This is a genomic window from Chitinivorax sp. B (genome assembly GCF_005503445.1).
Classification (GTDB): Bacteria; Pseudomonadota; Gammaproteobacteria; order Burkholderiales; family SCOH01; genus Chitinivorax.
In genome coordinates, this window is sequence record NZ_SCOH01000001.1 from 148,166 (window position 1) to 163,407 (window position 15,242).

The window sequence follows — 15,242 nt, forward strand, 5'->3', positions numbered from 1 at the left end:
GGGACTGATACAACGTGCCATGGATGGCGAATTGTGAAATGGTGCAGTGCCACCGGCAATGTGTATGCAACCCTCAGCTACTGTATCCATTAACGGTATTCATTGGCGATCCGCTCCAATTGACCAGTCACTTTGAGCTTTTGAAAGGCCTGTTCCAGCCGAGTGGCACTATAGGGCAAATTACGTGAGATCGCACATAGCAGTGTATTGCGGCTTTCCACCCGGGTTGCGAGCTTGAATTGGCGAGCGGTGGGATCATTTTTCATCAGGTAATTGATCTGGATGTCTTTCGCCAGCATGGCGTCAATCCGTCCGCGTTTGAGTTTTCTGTAAGCTTGCTGAACGTTCATGGAATCATCACGAGTAAAGCGACCGGTAGCCAAGCCTTCTTCAAGGCTGGGGTACCGATAGTTGCGGATCAAGCCGATACTGCGGCCATCAAGATCGATTTGAGTCACAATATCGGCGGCTTCGTGAGGAAGTAGATAGCGCTCCTCTTCATTCAAGAGCGGCACTGACCATAGTACGGACTGGGGATTCTTGAACCATTGTGGTGTGGTCAGACAATTCATGTGCACAATCCCCAGCTCGGTGTCTTTCTCGATTCTGGCACGAGATGTGATCTGGTAAACAGCAGTCATGCCTGCGGCTTGCGCGATGGCATCTCCTAGGCTTTTGGTCAGGCTGTTGGCCAGTTCATTGCCATTCATGATCACATAGGGCTCGGAATGACTCGGTTCGAAGGCGATCAGCAAATCCTGAGCGTGGCTAGGTAGTGCGTGGCAAAGCAGCGCAAGATATAAAGTTAATAAGCGTAACGGGTTGTACATGATGAAGAAGGCTGTCGAGGTATCTTCTTCATCATAGTTGCTTGTCAACACATTGACGTGACAGGTCTGGCATGTGGCGCCATTGTTTCAATACAGCAGCAGATATCAGGATGGACTTGCGACACGTTGGGTGCGATTCAGTCGCCAGTAACGGATGCTGAGGCCAAGCAATAGGCAAGGAAGCCAGACCCATCTTAATTCGGACCACAGAACTATCAGGCCGCGGTCGGATAAAAAGCGAGACAAACCGATAGGGGAGACGCGGATCATCCGATAAGGCGCAAATAGCCGTTCTTCTGACCAGGGCCAAAATAGCGCAATGCCTAACCCACCGGTAGTAAACGCATCCAATACGCCATGTGATGCAGTGCAGATGAAAATGAAGGCAACAACGCGCCCGAATCCGGTTTGCAAGTGCTTGTAAGCCAGACCGGCAAGCACAGCAACCAAAACAGCAAACGTAAGTGAATGGGTGATGCCGCGATGCCCTAATGCATGGGCATAAGGAATGCCCAGTTTAAACGCGACGACATCCAGATCGGGCAGCATGGCAACGACGATACCCAGCAGAATCAGACGTGGTGGGAGTAGGTGGCGCCCCAGAGCAAGGCCAGCCGTCAGGGGGACGGCAGCATGGGTCATGATGGTTGGCATGATGAAATCGGCGGTCAGATCAATTGAAGACAACGTGGTCCTTGGTTTGGCCGTAATCAGGCAGTCAAAAGCCGCCACAACAGCGAGTCATGGCGGCTTGATTTGAGCAGCAATACTGATCAGGACTGGTGGTAGCGGGTCACCACTTCCACTTCACGTTTTGAGCCCAGGAAGACCGCTACGCGCTCATGGAGTGCAGTCGGCTGAATATCCATGATGCGCTGATGACCATTGGTTGCCATGCCGCCCGCTTGTTCAATGATGAACGACATCGGGTTGGCTTCGTACATCAGGCGCAGTTTGCCGGGCTTGTTCGGCTCGCGGGCATCACGTGGGTAGGTGAAGACACCGCCACGGGTCAGAATGCGATGTACATCGGCCACCATCGAGGCCACCCAGCGCATGTTGTAATCCTTGCCACGCGGGCCTTCCTTACCGGCCAATAGTTCATCGATGTAACGTTTGACCGGCGGTTCCCAGTGACGCATGTTCGACATATTGATGGCGAACTCCTTGGTTTCTTCCGGTACGGTCATATCCGGATGGGTCAGAACCCAGCTGCCGATTTCCGCATCCAGCGTAAAGCCATGTACGCCATTGCCCAAGGTCAGGACCAGCATGGTCTGCGGGCCATACACGGTGTAACCGGCCGCAACTTGCTGGGTTCCTGCTTGCAGGAATGCCTTTTCATCAGTGCCATCGACCCCTTCCGGGCAACGCAGCAACGAGAAGATGGTGCCGACTGAGATGTTCACGTCGATGTTGGACGAACCATCCAGCGGATCGAACAGCAACAGGTAGCCACCCTTCGGGTAGTCGGTCGGGATAGGATGCGGATGTTCCATTTCTTCCGATGCAATGGCCGCCAGGTGACCACCCCATTCGTTGGCATCCAGCAATACTTCGTTGGCGATCACATCCAGTTTCTTCTGGGCTTCACCTTGCACGTTACCTGTGCCGGCTTCGCCCAGTACGCCAGCCAATGCACCTTTACGGATGGCATGGTTGATGGCCTTGCAGGCACGCGCCACTACTTCGATGGACAGCCGCAGTTCCGCATCGATGGCGTTGTTCTTGCGCTGCTGTTCGATCAGAAAGCGGCTCAGTGAAATTCGGCTCATGTCAGTCTCTCAATGGTTTAGTGCGGTGTATTATACCTTTTCAAGCTCATGCCGAGTGAATAGGCCGCTGGCCTGACCTTGGGGTTTGTTGGAGAATAGCTGCTTCATCCGCGTTGCAGAGCGAAGGAAACGATGGGGCTTTTCGACAAATTACGTGACAAGCAGGCGCATCCCTTGTCACATCCGCAGGCTGCCGATGTATGGTGGAAAGCCATCGAACAGCGTGATGCTGCCACCATACTCGACACGGTTCGTGACACATTGGCCCAGTTTCTTGGGGCCAAGCCTAAGTTGAGTGCTTCCCGTATGGCAGCGCTCATTCAACTGGATGGCTTGGCTTACCCTACCTTCGAAATGGTATGCCTTCAGTATGTGCAGAACCCACGCATGCCACAGCAGTTGGAGGTGGAGTTGTGGACCCGGGCGGTTCGCTATTGCGAAACGATGTTGAAGGCCTACTTGGTGTTTGTGAAGGATTCCTCTTCAAGCAACGAGGAAAGCTCGCCACAGATGGCGCTATTGCTGGCGCGATCATTACGTTATCTGGGCACCATCAACCGATTTCACTACTTTCATAACCAGTCCCCAGATAAGAAGATCTGGGCTACAGCCAATCAGTTATATAGTCTGGCAGAAGTGGAAAAACGCGAATCGGATGTGATCCGTCTTTATCCGAACGCAATGCGGGCTGAGACTTCCTGTGCCGATGAATACATTCGACTGGTGATGCTTGGAACCGTGGTGGGCTGTGGGTTGACGGTACGTCAACTGGATACGGTGGATACCTGGCTGGCACTGTTGTCGCAGCATGTGGTGCTGGAACACTTGCCCACAACTACCAGCGGGCAATATTGGGTGGATCTGACGGGTTACACCGGTGCGGCGCGTTACAAGGGTGAGCCCAGAGTGCCGCGTGGTCGCTATTGGAGCATGTCTGAATGGTTATATGCGTTGATGAATGCCCGGCAGCACCGGGCCAGGCAATCCGCCGCATTGCTTGAGTCATTGGCGGGGACGGGGGCCGCAGATCTGATTCGACAGCTGGAGCGATGGTGGAGCGCAGAATTCGACCTGCAGGCGTTGCGTACCAGCGAGCGCGTGGCAGTCACCGGTGAAATGCAGGTGCTGATTGGCCTGGATGCGATTGCGCGAGGCCTGCCGCCGCCAGAACACGAGCAACTGGAGGCCGATCGTGGGATTGGTGATCGTGAAATGATGGACATGCAGCAATATGGTTTCATCACAGAACGGACCAAGCAGGCGACTGCCAAAGAGGGCAAGGTTGCGACAGGCGTGGTGTCGGACGCTGTTCACTGGATTATGACGGATCGTAGTGAGCGGGGCTTGGGGTTGCTGGCAGACGCCCTGGCGCGTCCAGTGCAGTCAGGTGTACTGCTGGGGATGAGTCTGGATGGTCGGTCGTGGGAGATTGGCATTGTCAGACGGGTCATGACTCAGCAGGGTGATAACCGACAGCGGATTGGTACGGAGTTGTTGGGCACACGGGCAGAACCCTTGATTGTCCGAGGCGGCGTGGCCCTGGCGCCAAGCGCGCGCGGGCAGGCTGGTCTGGTGATCAGTTCAGGTGACAACCAAGTGGCGGATCAACTGGCGTTGATTGTTCCGTATTCTGCCTATTGTCAGGGGGCTGAGCTGACTGCAGAGATTGCGCAGCGACAGGTTCGGTTCCGCATGCGTGAAACGCTGATCAAGGGTGATCATTGGTTGATGGCCGCTGCCGACCGATTGGGGTAAGACATGAGTGAGAACAAAACTGCTGAATCCGGTTTGCGCCGCTTTTTGCGCGCGGTGTTGCGCAAGGCCGATGCCAACATAAGGGTGACGGATCTGCGCAGTGCAACTGAATTGATTGAGGAATTACGTGAACAGGATGCCCTGCAAGCCTTGCGTGAAATCCGTACTGCATTGAGCGATCTGAACGGATTGGACTGGTTGGGTATCAAGGAGCGTATTCGTACCACCCAGTATCTGGACGATAAATCCCGACCGTTATCTGATGAAGTGATTGCCCGTTTGTTTGCCCCTGGCACTGCAGACACCTATCTGCTCAAGGCTTTGCCGGTTGTTACACAGTCCTGGGGGGAGCTGAGTACCTCTTATCAGCGTTGTTTGCAGCATTTCGAAAAAGAAGGCGGCAATGCTGAACTGGTGCTGTCGGTATGTTCACGAACCATGGCACTTTCTGCTTATATCCTGGAATGCATGTTGTATCGGCACTATGAGATCAGCGAAGGTACCTGGCGGACATTGCATAGCGCCTACCTGTTGGCGGAAAAACATCAGGTGGTTGCCAAGCGCGAGACAGAGTCGTCGTTGACACCGGGACAATGGCTGATTGCAGGGCATCTGTTGGCTCGCATGCCCTATTCCCGCATGTTGCCGCAAGAAATCCGCGCTACTGCAGAATGGTTGCGTCAGGCCGTCCCGATGTGCCAATTGGCCACGGGTGTCAATGTCAGGCGGGATGCGCTGTGCATCGATCTGCAAAGTGGTGAATCAGCAACTGGGGCACGACGGATGGTGCAGAGCGAAGCCTGTCGTGGGGTAGCAACGGATAAACTGGTGACCGCCTGGTTGAAGAGCCCACCCTTGTCCGGTCGACCGGTACAATGGAAAGAGCTGGTACTGGATATCGGCTTGGCCTGGGGTGGCAAGCCTCGTTCGTTCCGTCGTCGTGTACAACGGGAAAAGGCCAATCGAGAAGTACTGTTGCGCCATGGTGTGGCCGATGTATTGGCATTGCTGAAGAATCCAGATGCAATTCTGGCTGAAAAGACCGATAACCAGCGGTATTCATTTGAAAGCTGGTTTGGTGAGGAACCGGACAGCGATGCACCGGACCCAAGTGAACAGTCCCAACCGGGATGCACGCTCATCGATCAAAGTGCGATTGGCATCAGTGTCCGGTTTCCAAAGCAGGATCGTTTCGATGTCCCAGTGGGAGAATTGATTGGCGCCTATTCAGCAGGTGATGCGGCTCCACGTATTGGTCGGGTCGCCCGCGTTGCGCGACGGCTGGGTGGCGATATCGAAATCGGCATTGAGGTCATCGCCCTGCATGCCGTACCGGTTGTGGTGCAGGACCCCGGCACCAAGGTCCGTTTCGAGGCTATCTTCGTTGCGCAATCCGCCAATCCGCTGCTATCAGAGCGGTTGTTGCTGCCGGCAACCAAAACCGGGATTGATGGCATTTTCGTGGTGGCTCTGAGTAATGGCATCGTCAAAGCTCGCATTTCGGCTGATGCCACGGTCAGCAATGCGCGCTTTGTTGTGTGCAAACTGGAAAAGCTGGGCGCTGCTTGATTGGCATGATGGGATTGTTATATACGATCTTACGATCTTGGATTCTGGCTGGGTGATTCTATGATCAGAAGGTAGCGTTGTGATGAGTACACGCAGCCATGTCGGATTCCGTGTTAGCCAACGTCAATCCTCACTTTCTTGAACGCTTGATCGAGCTGGCCTCACATCATGAGGTCACTGCCGCCGAGGATGTTTGTGATGAAACCGGCCTGACGTTGTTGCCCAAAGGGGGCCGATTATCAGCTGAATCAAGAGAAGACCTGCTGTTGCATAAATTGCGACGGCCGTTGGAGTGTTGCCTGACAATTGACCATTTTCAGGTGGTGTCCAATGCGCGTGATCAGCTGGCAGAACTGGTTGAAAGCCATACGGCTGCCGGGATTCTGGTCCGGCATGCCGGATGTGCAGCCATGCTGGCCCGAATGATTGATGATCTGGCGGCTAATCGGCTGATTTGCTTGTCGCTGGCACTGACCGACACAGGGGAGGGATATCAGCGATGGCATCTGTTGCAATCCATGGTGGTAGCGGTTTCATTTGGTAAGCTGATGAACTGGCCGAGAGCTGGGCTGGATGACTTGGCCACAGCCGCAGCATTACATGATGTTGGCGAGTTGTATATCAGCCCGGTATTGACATCGCGTGCAGATTCGCTGAGTCCTGCCCAATGGAAGCAGATCGCGATCCATCCATTGATTGGTTATCAGGTATTGACAGAAATGGGCACATATAACCCTGCTGTCTGCCGTGCCGTGCTGGAACACCATGAGCGCATTGATGGCAGTGGTTATCCGCATCGGTTGGCAGATAACCAGATTTCGTCGATGGGTCAATTACTCTCTGTCACCAACACTATTTGTGCCGCTAGCCAGACATTTGGCCATCCGATCCGCCGGGCCGATATTGCCTTGCGCATCATTCCGCGCCAGTTTCCGATGGAGTTGGTGTCTTATCTGTCCGGGCTGTTAAGTAAGCAGCCACGTGGTGATTGGGTCGCTGATGCACTGTCCAGTGAGGAGGCTACCCGAGCCATGCACGGTCTGTTTGGCTTGATTGGACATCTGACGTTGATGTTGTTGGAGCTGGAAGAGCACCCGTTGATCAAATCGCAAGTACCACTTCGGCACCTGCTGGAATTCATTTCAAAACGGCTAGATATCATCCAACGTGCATTCTCCAGTACCGGTCTGGATTCGTGGCCAGCGCATCGGCGTGCGGACTGGCTGGCTGAGGACAATGGTGAAATGCGTTTCATGGTGGTGGCAATCATCGACGAGATTGCCTGGCGACTCAGGGAACTGGCCAGAGATATCTACCTGAGAAGTGAGGGCATGCCATCTGCGCACCGGGCAGTCATCGACCCTGTCATTCAGGAAATGCACCGTGCTGCAGTTATCTGCCAGCACGGTGAAGCACTATCCACCAGTTGATAATGGGTGTTTATGTCCTGACGGATACAGGCCCCGGCTGAAGGGGACGATTATTGTTGGTTTTTTTCCTGTTCGTTTGACGATGCTGGAACCGGTTTGTTGGGATTGTTCAGCCAATCCAGCGTGGATTGGGAAAATTGGCTGGCATTCACTACGAACTCAGCCGGGGCGCCATTGCAGGTCATTGCAAAGGGGCCATTGCCAGACGTGTTGCCGATACAATCCTCGCGAACTGACTGAATACCAACGGATCCATCAGTCTGTAGTTCAGTCAGTTTGGTTTTGATTTTCTCCTGATTGTCCAGATCGTCGAAGTCAGCAGCGGCCGGTAAAGTAAATTCCACGACCTGATTTTCCTTAATCTCCAGACCGGGTTTGGCCAGCATCACGCTCCAGCCATGTGGTGTGTAGATGATGGCAACACTGGCTCCTGGCACATTCGGCAAATTGTTCTCTTTGATCAGGTCTGCGGCGCTTGGGTCGTTGGCGGGCAGTACGCTCAGCACCGTCCCGATCATTCGCGGCTTGATCTTGCCTTCTTCCTTGTCCTTGATCTTTTTGTATACCTCGGCCATCGACTTGGTATCAATCGCGTAAGTGCGTAGCTCCGGCATTTGATCCTGAATCTTCTTGAACTCGGCTTTGTCACTTGCGCTTAAACCCGGGCAGCCGGTGAGGATGGGGGGGGCCAACAAAGCCAGTATTAAGGGGGCAATCAATCTCATAACGAAACTCCTATAACAACAAGTTATCCAGCGCGCATGGCTGCCGTGTTTTGTGTGCTACCAAACCCCTGAATGGCACTGTCGGCCGTATGGGGCTGGGTGGATGGTGGTGATTCGACCTGGCCTGAACGCCTGATGGGTTGTGTCATCATGCGTGCCAGATCCAGCGTAGGACTGGTACGGGTATTCGATGCACGTACCACCTTGGCGACATAGCCATTGCTGAAGCCGCCCTGAAAATTACCGGTGTTATAGGCTGAAATGGCCTGCAACAAGGCTTTGGTGCCCGTGCCATGGGTTTGCGAGGCCTTACCATATTGTGCTGTCAGAATCGCGGCCCCAGCCCGTAGATTGCGACAAGGTTCGAAGACTTCCGCAGGTGTCAGATTCAATCGGGCCAGGTTGCGGGAATTGATCTGCATCAGCCCCATATCCACCGAATAGCCTTGCTTGATCAGCCAACTGGCCCAGGCAGCCGCTTCCGTCATGTTTTTGGGCTTACGCTGTAAGCGCACGCCGCCATTTACATTCATCGCCAGTGGATTGAACCCGCTCTCGGTACGAATAATGGCCTGCATGGTGCTGGGCGCCACGTTGGGGGCGCATTGATGGAGTAGGGTGGGGAGGTCGATCATGCTATTGAGTTACCGAGAGCGTCCTTGAGTGCGCGTGGGAGGTGTAGGTTGTGTCTGCTTGGCTTTGTGTGCGGCTACCTTGGACATGGAGTCTCGCAGAATAGGGCCATCACCTCTGACTTTGCGATTTGGGCCGGTGTCCAGTGGCATGTTGCGGATTGAGTCGAAATCCACATGATCTTTTATCCCCAGCATGACTGAATCCTTGGTATTGGCGATGGAGTTCAAGACTGCGGCAGCAGACATCATGCCGGGAGTAGGCTGTGAATGCGCTTCAACTTGTCGGGTTACCTTGTTGAGATCCATGTCATCATGGGTGGGGGAACGAAGCAAAATCTGTTCAGTCGCGAGGGATTGGCCTGGTTTGGCATTGGAGACCAGGTCGAATGAATTACGCAGGCCAAGTATGGTCCCTTGCGATTGCGTTGGTGGTAACTGTTTGGCCTGAAAATCAGCCCGTCTGCGTGTACCAATGCCTGCCTTCGCTGCGTTGAATGAAATGCCATCCAGGCCATTGCACTTGGCGGCATATTCGGCTTCCAGCCCCCCCTTGGAGTGCCCGACGGTCATGACTTTGACCTGATCGCCAAAATGGGCCTGTACTTCCTTTGTCAATCGATCGGCAAAAGTGAGGTTGCTTGGGACGAACCCGACAAAATTGCCTGCATTGTGCATGGTCCATTGCTTGAACCTGTGCAGCTCGCCACTGGGGCCGGTGGAGTTGGTGCCACCAAATGCGATGGCAATTTCTTGCCACTCTCCTTGCTGATCTTTGCGTCCTAGCAAGAAGGCGTTGGCTCCTTGACTAGCCAACCCAACATAACCGACTTGATCTGCTCCTCTCACCTTACCCATACCATGTTGCTGGAGCTGAGTAGCGATGGCAGTGGCTGTACCATCCGTAACGATTTGCCAGCCTTGAGGGACGTGTGCAGTGTCGTGATTTTTATAAGGAAATTCGGCCATTTGCGAAAAATCTCTGACCGTGCTACCCGAAAATGAGATATCCCCTACGGTATGGGGTGTCTCAGTAGATTCTGCTAATGTATTGTTCTTTTCAACTGGTTTTCTTTTTTGTACCAATTAAATCTCCGATGTCAATGCTGGAATCAAGTTCTTGTGTGCTTGTCATTTTTGACTTGATTTATTTGATTGATCATGTAGTAAATAAAGTATTATCGTCTTACATTTTGGTTAGACGTTCTTCCGGTCGTAGTGGCACGTAATTTGGCAATGTCTTCGGTCATCTTCTTGGGATTGGCTCTTTCAATGTCGATATTCTTGGATTGGCAATGTGATTCGATGGTTGCCTGAATTGATGCTTCTGTAACCTGCCTTCCGATATCGGCTCGATGAGTTGCATTTGTCAGATTCTCTTCCGCGCAAAATACAAAAACTTTGTTACCTGCATGAAATACATCAGGCGTTGGGTTATTTGCTTCTGAAGGGTGTGCAACACGATATAGGTTCTCGAAATCATTTCTGGTGTTGTTGCCGTAGACCATGACGTGGTAATCAGGAACAGCATTTGATGCCATTTTTTCCGCATCTACTGGAAGGGCGTTATTAATCTGGCCAGCCAATTCTGTGTTGCGCGAGGAAATAGCCTTCAACTGGCTGCTTGACTGAAGGTTTTTATAGGCACGCTCACCAATAGCAGTTTGCAACGTATCATTTGCGTAGTTTTTTATAGATTGATTTGAAGTAGCAGTCAGATCAGTTCGTTCGAGTACATGATTGAAGTCGCCTGGGGAATTAAAATAGCTGTGCTTGATCTCATCGATAGCTTCAGCAAATGTACTACCCATTTGATTGCGCAATTGGATTGTATTTACCTGACCACCGGTATTGGTGTAATAGTTTGAGCGGAAGTCGACGTTAAGCTGGTCATTTCTTGCTACCTGCTCGGCCAAGTAATCGGTGACGGCTTCGTCCCAATTATATTGACCTGGACCTGAATGCTGCTGCAAACCCTGGCTATTCATGGAAACGGAATGCATAGCCTCGTGAATCAAGACTGATTTGTAGAGAGTGGTATCCTGGTTACCATTTGGATGGAAATCAGGATGTACATCTAGCATGCTGATCTTTCCATTGCGATCAGTGAAGGCAGGGGGCAATGCACCCCGGTTATCTTTGTAATAATCAACCGCGGCCTGTTTATCTTCGGTGCTGGCGGTTGGTGACGTATGATCCATGAAGCTGTTGATGTAACGATCTATTGCACCATTTTCGTCACCGAAGCGCTCCACGCTCAGGCGATTCAGCGGTTCATCGCCTACCTGATGCGTCTCTCTGATGGCATCTTTCATCTGTTCAATGAAATTGTCTTCAAGCTGGATGATTTCGTTGGCGTGCTCTGGCATGTGATGTTCTCAAGTTCTTTGTCAAAAGGGGAAAATGGGGTAGCGTTGTTACAGGCCCGCGTCTTTGTGAATTACATCGCTCTTCTCGGGCGCCGGCACTTTGGCCCGCGCCGAAAAAGTGGGGTCCAGAAAGTACAGAATCTGCTTGCCATAAATCGGTGTCTGGCCGGCCATGAAGATCAGCATGTCCCCTGGCTCACTGACGTTGCCCTTGGCATCTTTTTTGGCAGCGGGCAGGCGCATGACTTCGTCGGCGGTCAGTAGTGGCCGTTGCGTTTCCTGAGTGGAGGTGGAGACATTTGACTGCGAGCCATACAAGCTGCCGGAATAGGAATGCGACTGTTTGACGATGGTGGCCGTGCCGGTCATCTTTGATAGCAGTTCGGCGGTCTCGATCTTGTTCGGTGCATAGGCCACGCGGACATGGCAATTGGAGAAGATGCTTTCGTCTTTGCCATAGGCAGTCCATAGCTGCGAGATATCCTGAATGATCAGGTAGGCTTTCATGCCATAGCCCGCGATGAACGCCAGGGATTCCTCAAATACATCCAATTTGCCCAGGCTGGGGAATTCATCCAACAACAACAGCAGGCGATGCTTGTAACCGGCAACGCTGCGGCCATCCTTAAATTCCATCTTCTCGGTCAGGCCACGCACGATCTGGTTGATGATCAGGCGAATCAGTGGGCGTAAGCGGTCTTTGTCTGAAGGCGGTACTACCAGATACAGCGACACGGGCTTGTCATCGTTCATCAAATCGCGAACGCGGAAATCACTGGCGGATGTGTTACGCGCCACAATGGGGTCGCGGTACAACGTCAGGAACGAGATGGCAGTGGAGATTACACCGGATTGTTCTTCATCCGCCTTGTTCAGCATGTCACGCGCGGCTGCAGCCACCACCGGGTGGCAATAGTTGGGTGTGCCATCTGGATGTGGCCAACCATCCCCGACCAGATCATGATCGGTGTCCAGCATGAATTGCATAGACTGTGCCACTGTCCGGGTGGGGTCGCTGAGGAAGGCAATCACACCATTCAGCGTCTTGTTCTTTTCGGCATAGAGCACATGCAACGCTACGCCAACTAACAATGCCTGGCTAGATTTCTGCCAGTGGTCTTCCAAACCTTTGCCATCTGGATCGACGATCATGGTCATGATGTTCTGCACATCCGCCACTTCACGATCAGTCCCCACCCGCACCTCGGCCAAGGGGTTGTAACGGGCACTGGAGCCATCCATCGCAGACGGTTCAAACTTGATCACGCGGTTGCCGGCTTCCTGTTGCCGCCAACCTGCAGTCAGCGCCCAGTTTTCACCCTTGATGTCATAGATCAACGCACTATGTGGCCAAGAGAGCAGGGTGGGCAGTACCAGGCCCACCCCTTTACCTGATCGGGTCGGCGCAAACGCCATGATGTGTTCCGGCCCGTCATGGCGCAGGTAGCGAATCTTATTGGTACTGGTATCTTTCCAGGCGCCAACATAGACACCACTGCCATTGCCCAGCAGCCCGGTCTGCTCGACCTCTTTGGCGGATGCCCAATGTGCTGAACCGTGTAAATGTTCGGATTCGCTGGCCAGTCGTTCCTTATCCTGTTTGGCGCGGTAGGCAATAAAGCCGGCAACGGCAACGCCACCGAACAAGCTCAGCCACAAAGCCAAACGGAATGCGCTTTGTACAATGGGATTGTTCACCGCGTGATAGCGGCTATACCAACCCCACCAATCCATCGGGGTGTATAGCTTCCAGTTACCAATCGCCAGCATCGGTTCACCCAGCGCAGCCTGATAGCCCAGCTGGCTGGCGACATATTGGGTACAAAGCCAGCTCAGGATCAGCACCAGGAACACGCCGGCACCTATATTTCGCATCAGCATGGTGCCGGGGTTGCTGCGTTGAGTCGGGACGGTATACAGCGGGGTGGCAAGCGAGTTTTTTGAGTCCATAGCAATATCTTTAGCGTTCGATTAATCGTCCCAGGTGGCGCGCGGTGAAATCAGGCACTTGGGCTGTAACTGGTGGGTAGGGAATGAATACTTCCAGTTTCCAACCCGAGCCTGGTCAAAGCTTGGGGCCAAGTTTTGGGGACTTGATGGGTACTTTCTGGTCGGTTTGAGCAGGAAGCGGGTGGTCGGCTCTTCTCTGGGGTTTTGGGTCTGACGGACCTTGGGCAATCAAAGATTTGTCTGATCGTTGCTGGGGTTGTTTGTCGCCAATATTGGCTTGTAACGGCGCTTGTTGAGTATCGGGCGTAGCATGTGGCGCATGTCCCGAACCTGTCAGTGTCTTCATTAATTTTCCGACCAAGTCTTGGTTGGCGCGGCTGGCACTTTGAATCATCTCTTTGCTTATATCGCTGACGGTTGGTTCTGCGTTACCACTCTTATGAAGCTTGCTGATCGCTTTTTCTTGTACTTGCTCGATCGATAGGCCCTTCTCTTTCATGAAGCTCGACAGCATCAACCCTACACCAGAGATTTTTGCGCGGGTTGCTTCCATTTCATGATTGCGTTGCAATGACGCGCCGACCGCGAGGGCCATATCAACTTGATTGTGCTTATCTGTCCTGAGCTCTTCCACTAGGTTTGATAGCTGGGATTCAATACTATTGTTTTTTTTATCTTGTTCAATTGATTTTTGGATTTTCTCCAAATCTGTCGATGTAATTCCGGCATTTGCCATGGCCAGTTTATTTTCGTCAGAAATGGCTACTGAATCATTTGAGTAGGCTGATTGGATGATGCTTATTGCATTGTCTACAATAGTTTTCATTTCCTCTTCAAGGGCTTTTGCGTTGTTCGGCATGTTTTCCAGCGGCTTTGCATAGTGTTCCTCACGAATTTTTGTGTCGTTGTATAAGTCGTAGGCTACTTTTGAGATACCAACAACGGCCGCAGTTGCAAGAATTTTCGCACTTACATTTGTGTTATCCATAACATCCTCTTTCTTTGATTAAGTAAATGATGAAATCTACGCCTTTAATAAAAATGCATGATGCTGCTTAGGATGCATGGAGTTTAAAGCGTGAAATCATTCTTTATTTATTCGAGTTAGGTCGTGGTTACTGGTTTTGTTTTTGCCAAACGGGGCTGAGATGGTCAGGTAAATGGCTTGGCCAATCGTAATGACCGACCGTTTCGTGTGTTTTCCACTGCGTGGTTTGGGGTGGGTTTGGCAACATTGCACGTTGCTATTGCCAGTCCGGTATTGCCACCATTCAAGGGCAGGGTGGTTTTGTTGTTCCCAATAAAATGGGAAGCCCCTGTGATGCGATCAGCAATGAAAACATGGCCCCCTTCGTGTACGTGATGATTCAGCGTTTTGAGCGCATTGGCCGGTATCAACTGAATATCAAAGTGCTTAATGCCCGATTTGTGTTCGCGCGGTTCATCGCCCAGGTTGATACGGCAGTTCAGGTCATGGGCTTCCAGATCCAGATGGGTGGCATGACCGAATAGTGGTGATTTGTCGGTATGGGCCAGGGCCACATTGAAGGGAGAATCGCTCAGTGGGTCACGTGGTTTGTCGTGCAACGATGCCCTGCCGTCATGGAGTACCAGTGCGGCGTGCCGCAGGTGCGTATCGTCTTCCCACAGTAGCGTGCCAGCCACAATCACCATGCCCGGGAATCGGCCGGCCAGCATTTCCAGCTTGGCCTGCAGCGATACCTGGTCTTCCGAACTGAACGAGCTTTGAATGCTGTTTCCATCGAGGTTGACGGTTTGTCTGGCGAACAGGTATTCCGGGGCAACAAAGAATTGGGTCCCCTTGTTGGCAGCTTGCTCGACCTGTTTCTCCAATGCATCAAAGATCGGGCCAATTGACGTGGCGCTGGCTGATGCCGTTGGTGTATAGACCGCAACCACCGCCTTGCCCTGTGCTTGGCTTGCATCAGGCATATCGGCAACTTGGACGTGGGAGCTGATCTGCACATCAAAAGCCTGCTGCGGGTTGTTTTCCGCCAGTTTGATCAGTTCATCCGCCTTGATGGGTTTCCAGGTATTGCCGTCCCGGATCCGTACCGTTGCACCGTCAGCCTGCAGTTGTTTCAGCAGGGAATCAGACTTGATATTTTTGCTGGCCAGACGCCTGTTTTGATCTTGATCGTCAAATAGGTGGATGGGCATGCTTTACTTTCCTACAGGCAAATGGT

The 15,242-nt window shown here is 52.6% G+C and carries 13 protein-coding genes; 3 read left to right on the top strand and 10 right to left on the bottom strand.

Annotated features, from left to right (window positions below; translation table 11 throughout):
• Positions 1-89: 89 nt before the first annotated feature.
• The 3 genes from FFS57_RS00740 to FFS57_RS00750 all read right to left on the bottom strand — a co-directional run bounded on the left by FFS57_RS00740 (position 90) and on the right by FFS57_RS00750 (position 2,605).
• On the bottom strand, positions 90-878 hold the full coding sequence (locus FFS57_RS00740; protein ID WP_137935826.1) for a substrate-binding periplasmic protein: 789 nt from the start codon (positions 876-878) through the stop codon (positions 90-92).
• A gap of 57 nt (positions 879-935) precedes the next feature.
• Complete coding sequence (locus FFS57_RS00745; RefSeq protein ID WP_137935964.1) at positions 936-1,484, bottom strand: metal-dependent hydrolase; 549 nt, start codon at positions 1,482-1,484, stop codon at positions 936-938.
• A gap of 119 nt (positions 1,485-1,603) precedes the next feature.
• A complete protein-coding gene (locus FFS57_RS00750) occupies positions 1,604-2,605 on the bottom strand; it encodes a class 1 fructose-bisphosphatase (RefSeq protein WP_137935827.1) in 1,002 nt (333 codons plus the stop codon).
• Between the two features lie 132 nt (positions 2,606-2,737).
• Between FFS57_RS00750 and FFS57_RS00755 the strand changes: the two genes are divergently transcribed.
• From FFS57_RS00755 to FFS57_RS00765, 3 genes are all read left to right on the top strand, one after another.
• A complete protein-coding gene (locus FFS57_RS00755) occupies positions 2,738-4,360 on the top strand; it encodes a cyclic-di-GMP receptor FimW-related protein (RefSeq protein WP_137935828.1) in 1,623 nt (540 codons plus the stop codon).
• A gap of 3 nt (positions 4,361-4,363) precedes the next feature.
• Positions 4,364-5,929, top strand: a complete 1,566-nt coding sequence (locus FFS57_RS00760) for a cyclic-di-GMP receptor FimW-related protein (RefSeq protein WP_137935829.1) — start codon at positions 4,364-4,366, stop codon at positions 5,927-5,929.
• A gap of 98 nt (positions 5,930-6,027) precedes the next feature.
• Entirely contained in the window at positions 6,028-7,359 is a 1,332-nt protein-coding gene (locus FFS57_RS00765; RefSeq protein WP_137935830.1) for an HD-GYP domain-containing protein, read from the top strand.
• Positions 7,360-7,409: 50 nt separating this feature from the next.
• On the opposite strand, the gene FFS57_RS00770 is transcribed toward FFS57_RS00765, so the two are convergent.
• From FFS57_RS00770 to FFS57_RS00800, 7 genes are all read right to left on the bottom strand, one after another.
• Positions 7,410-8,084, bottom strand: coding sequence for a hypothetical protein (locus FFS57_RS00770; protein ID WP_137935831.1), 675 nt, complete (start codon positions 8,082-8,084; stop codon positions 7,410-7,412).
• Positions 8,085-8,107: 23 nt separating this feature from the next.
• The gene (locus tag FFS57_RS00775) at positions 8,108-8,719 is read right to left on the bottom strand and encodes a lytic transglycosylase domain-containing protein (protein WP_137935832.1); all 612 of its coding nucleotides are present in this window, start codon (positions 8,717-8,719) and stop codon (positions 8,108-8,110) included.
• Positions 8,720-8,728: 9 nt separating this feature from the next.
• The gene (locus FFS57_RS00780) at positions 8,729-9,802 is read right to left on the bottom strand and encodes a hypothetical protein (RefSeq protein ID WP_171013477.1); all 1,074 of its coding nucleotides are present in this window, start codon (positions 9,800-9,802) and stop codon (positions 8,729-8,731) included.
• A gap of 92 nt (positions 9,803-9,894) precedes the next feature.
• Positions 9,895-11,085 carry a hypothetical protein gene (locus FFS57_RS00785; RefSeq protein WP_137935834.1) on the bottom strand — a complete coding sequence of 397 codons (1,191 nt, stop codon included), beginning with the start codon at positions 11,083-11,085 and terminating at the stop codon, positions 9,895-9,897.
• Positions 11,086-11,133: 48 nt separating this feature from the next.
• Entirely contained in the window at positions 11,134-13,035 is a 1,902-nt protein-coding gene (locus FFS57_RS00790) for a type IV secretory system conjugative DNA transfer family protein (protein ID WP_249383830.1), read from the bottom strand.
• A gap of 115 nt (positions 13,036-13,150) precedes the next feature.
• The gene (locus tag FFS57_RS00795) at positions 13,151-14,023 is read right to left on the bottom strand and encodes a F0F1 ATP synthase subunit delta (RefSeq protein ID WP_137935835.1); all 873 of its coding nucleotides are present in this window, start codon (positions 14,021-14,023) and stop codon (positions 13,151-13,153) included.
• A 164-nt stretch (positions 14,024-14,187) separates the two neighbouring features.
• On the bottom strand, positions 14,188-15,216 hold the full coding sequence (locus FFS57_RS00800) for a hypothetical protein (protein WP_137935836.1): 1,029 nt from the start codon (positions 15,214-15,216) through the stop codon (positions 14,188-14,190).
• Positions 15,217-15,242: the final 26 nt, after the last annotated feature.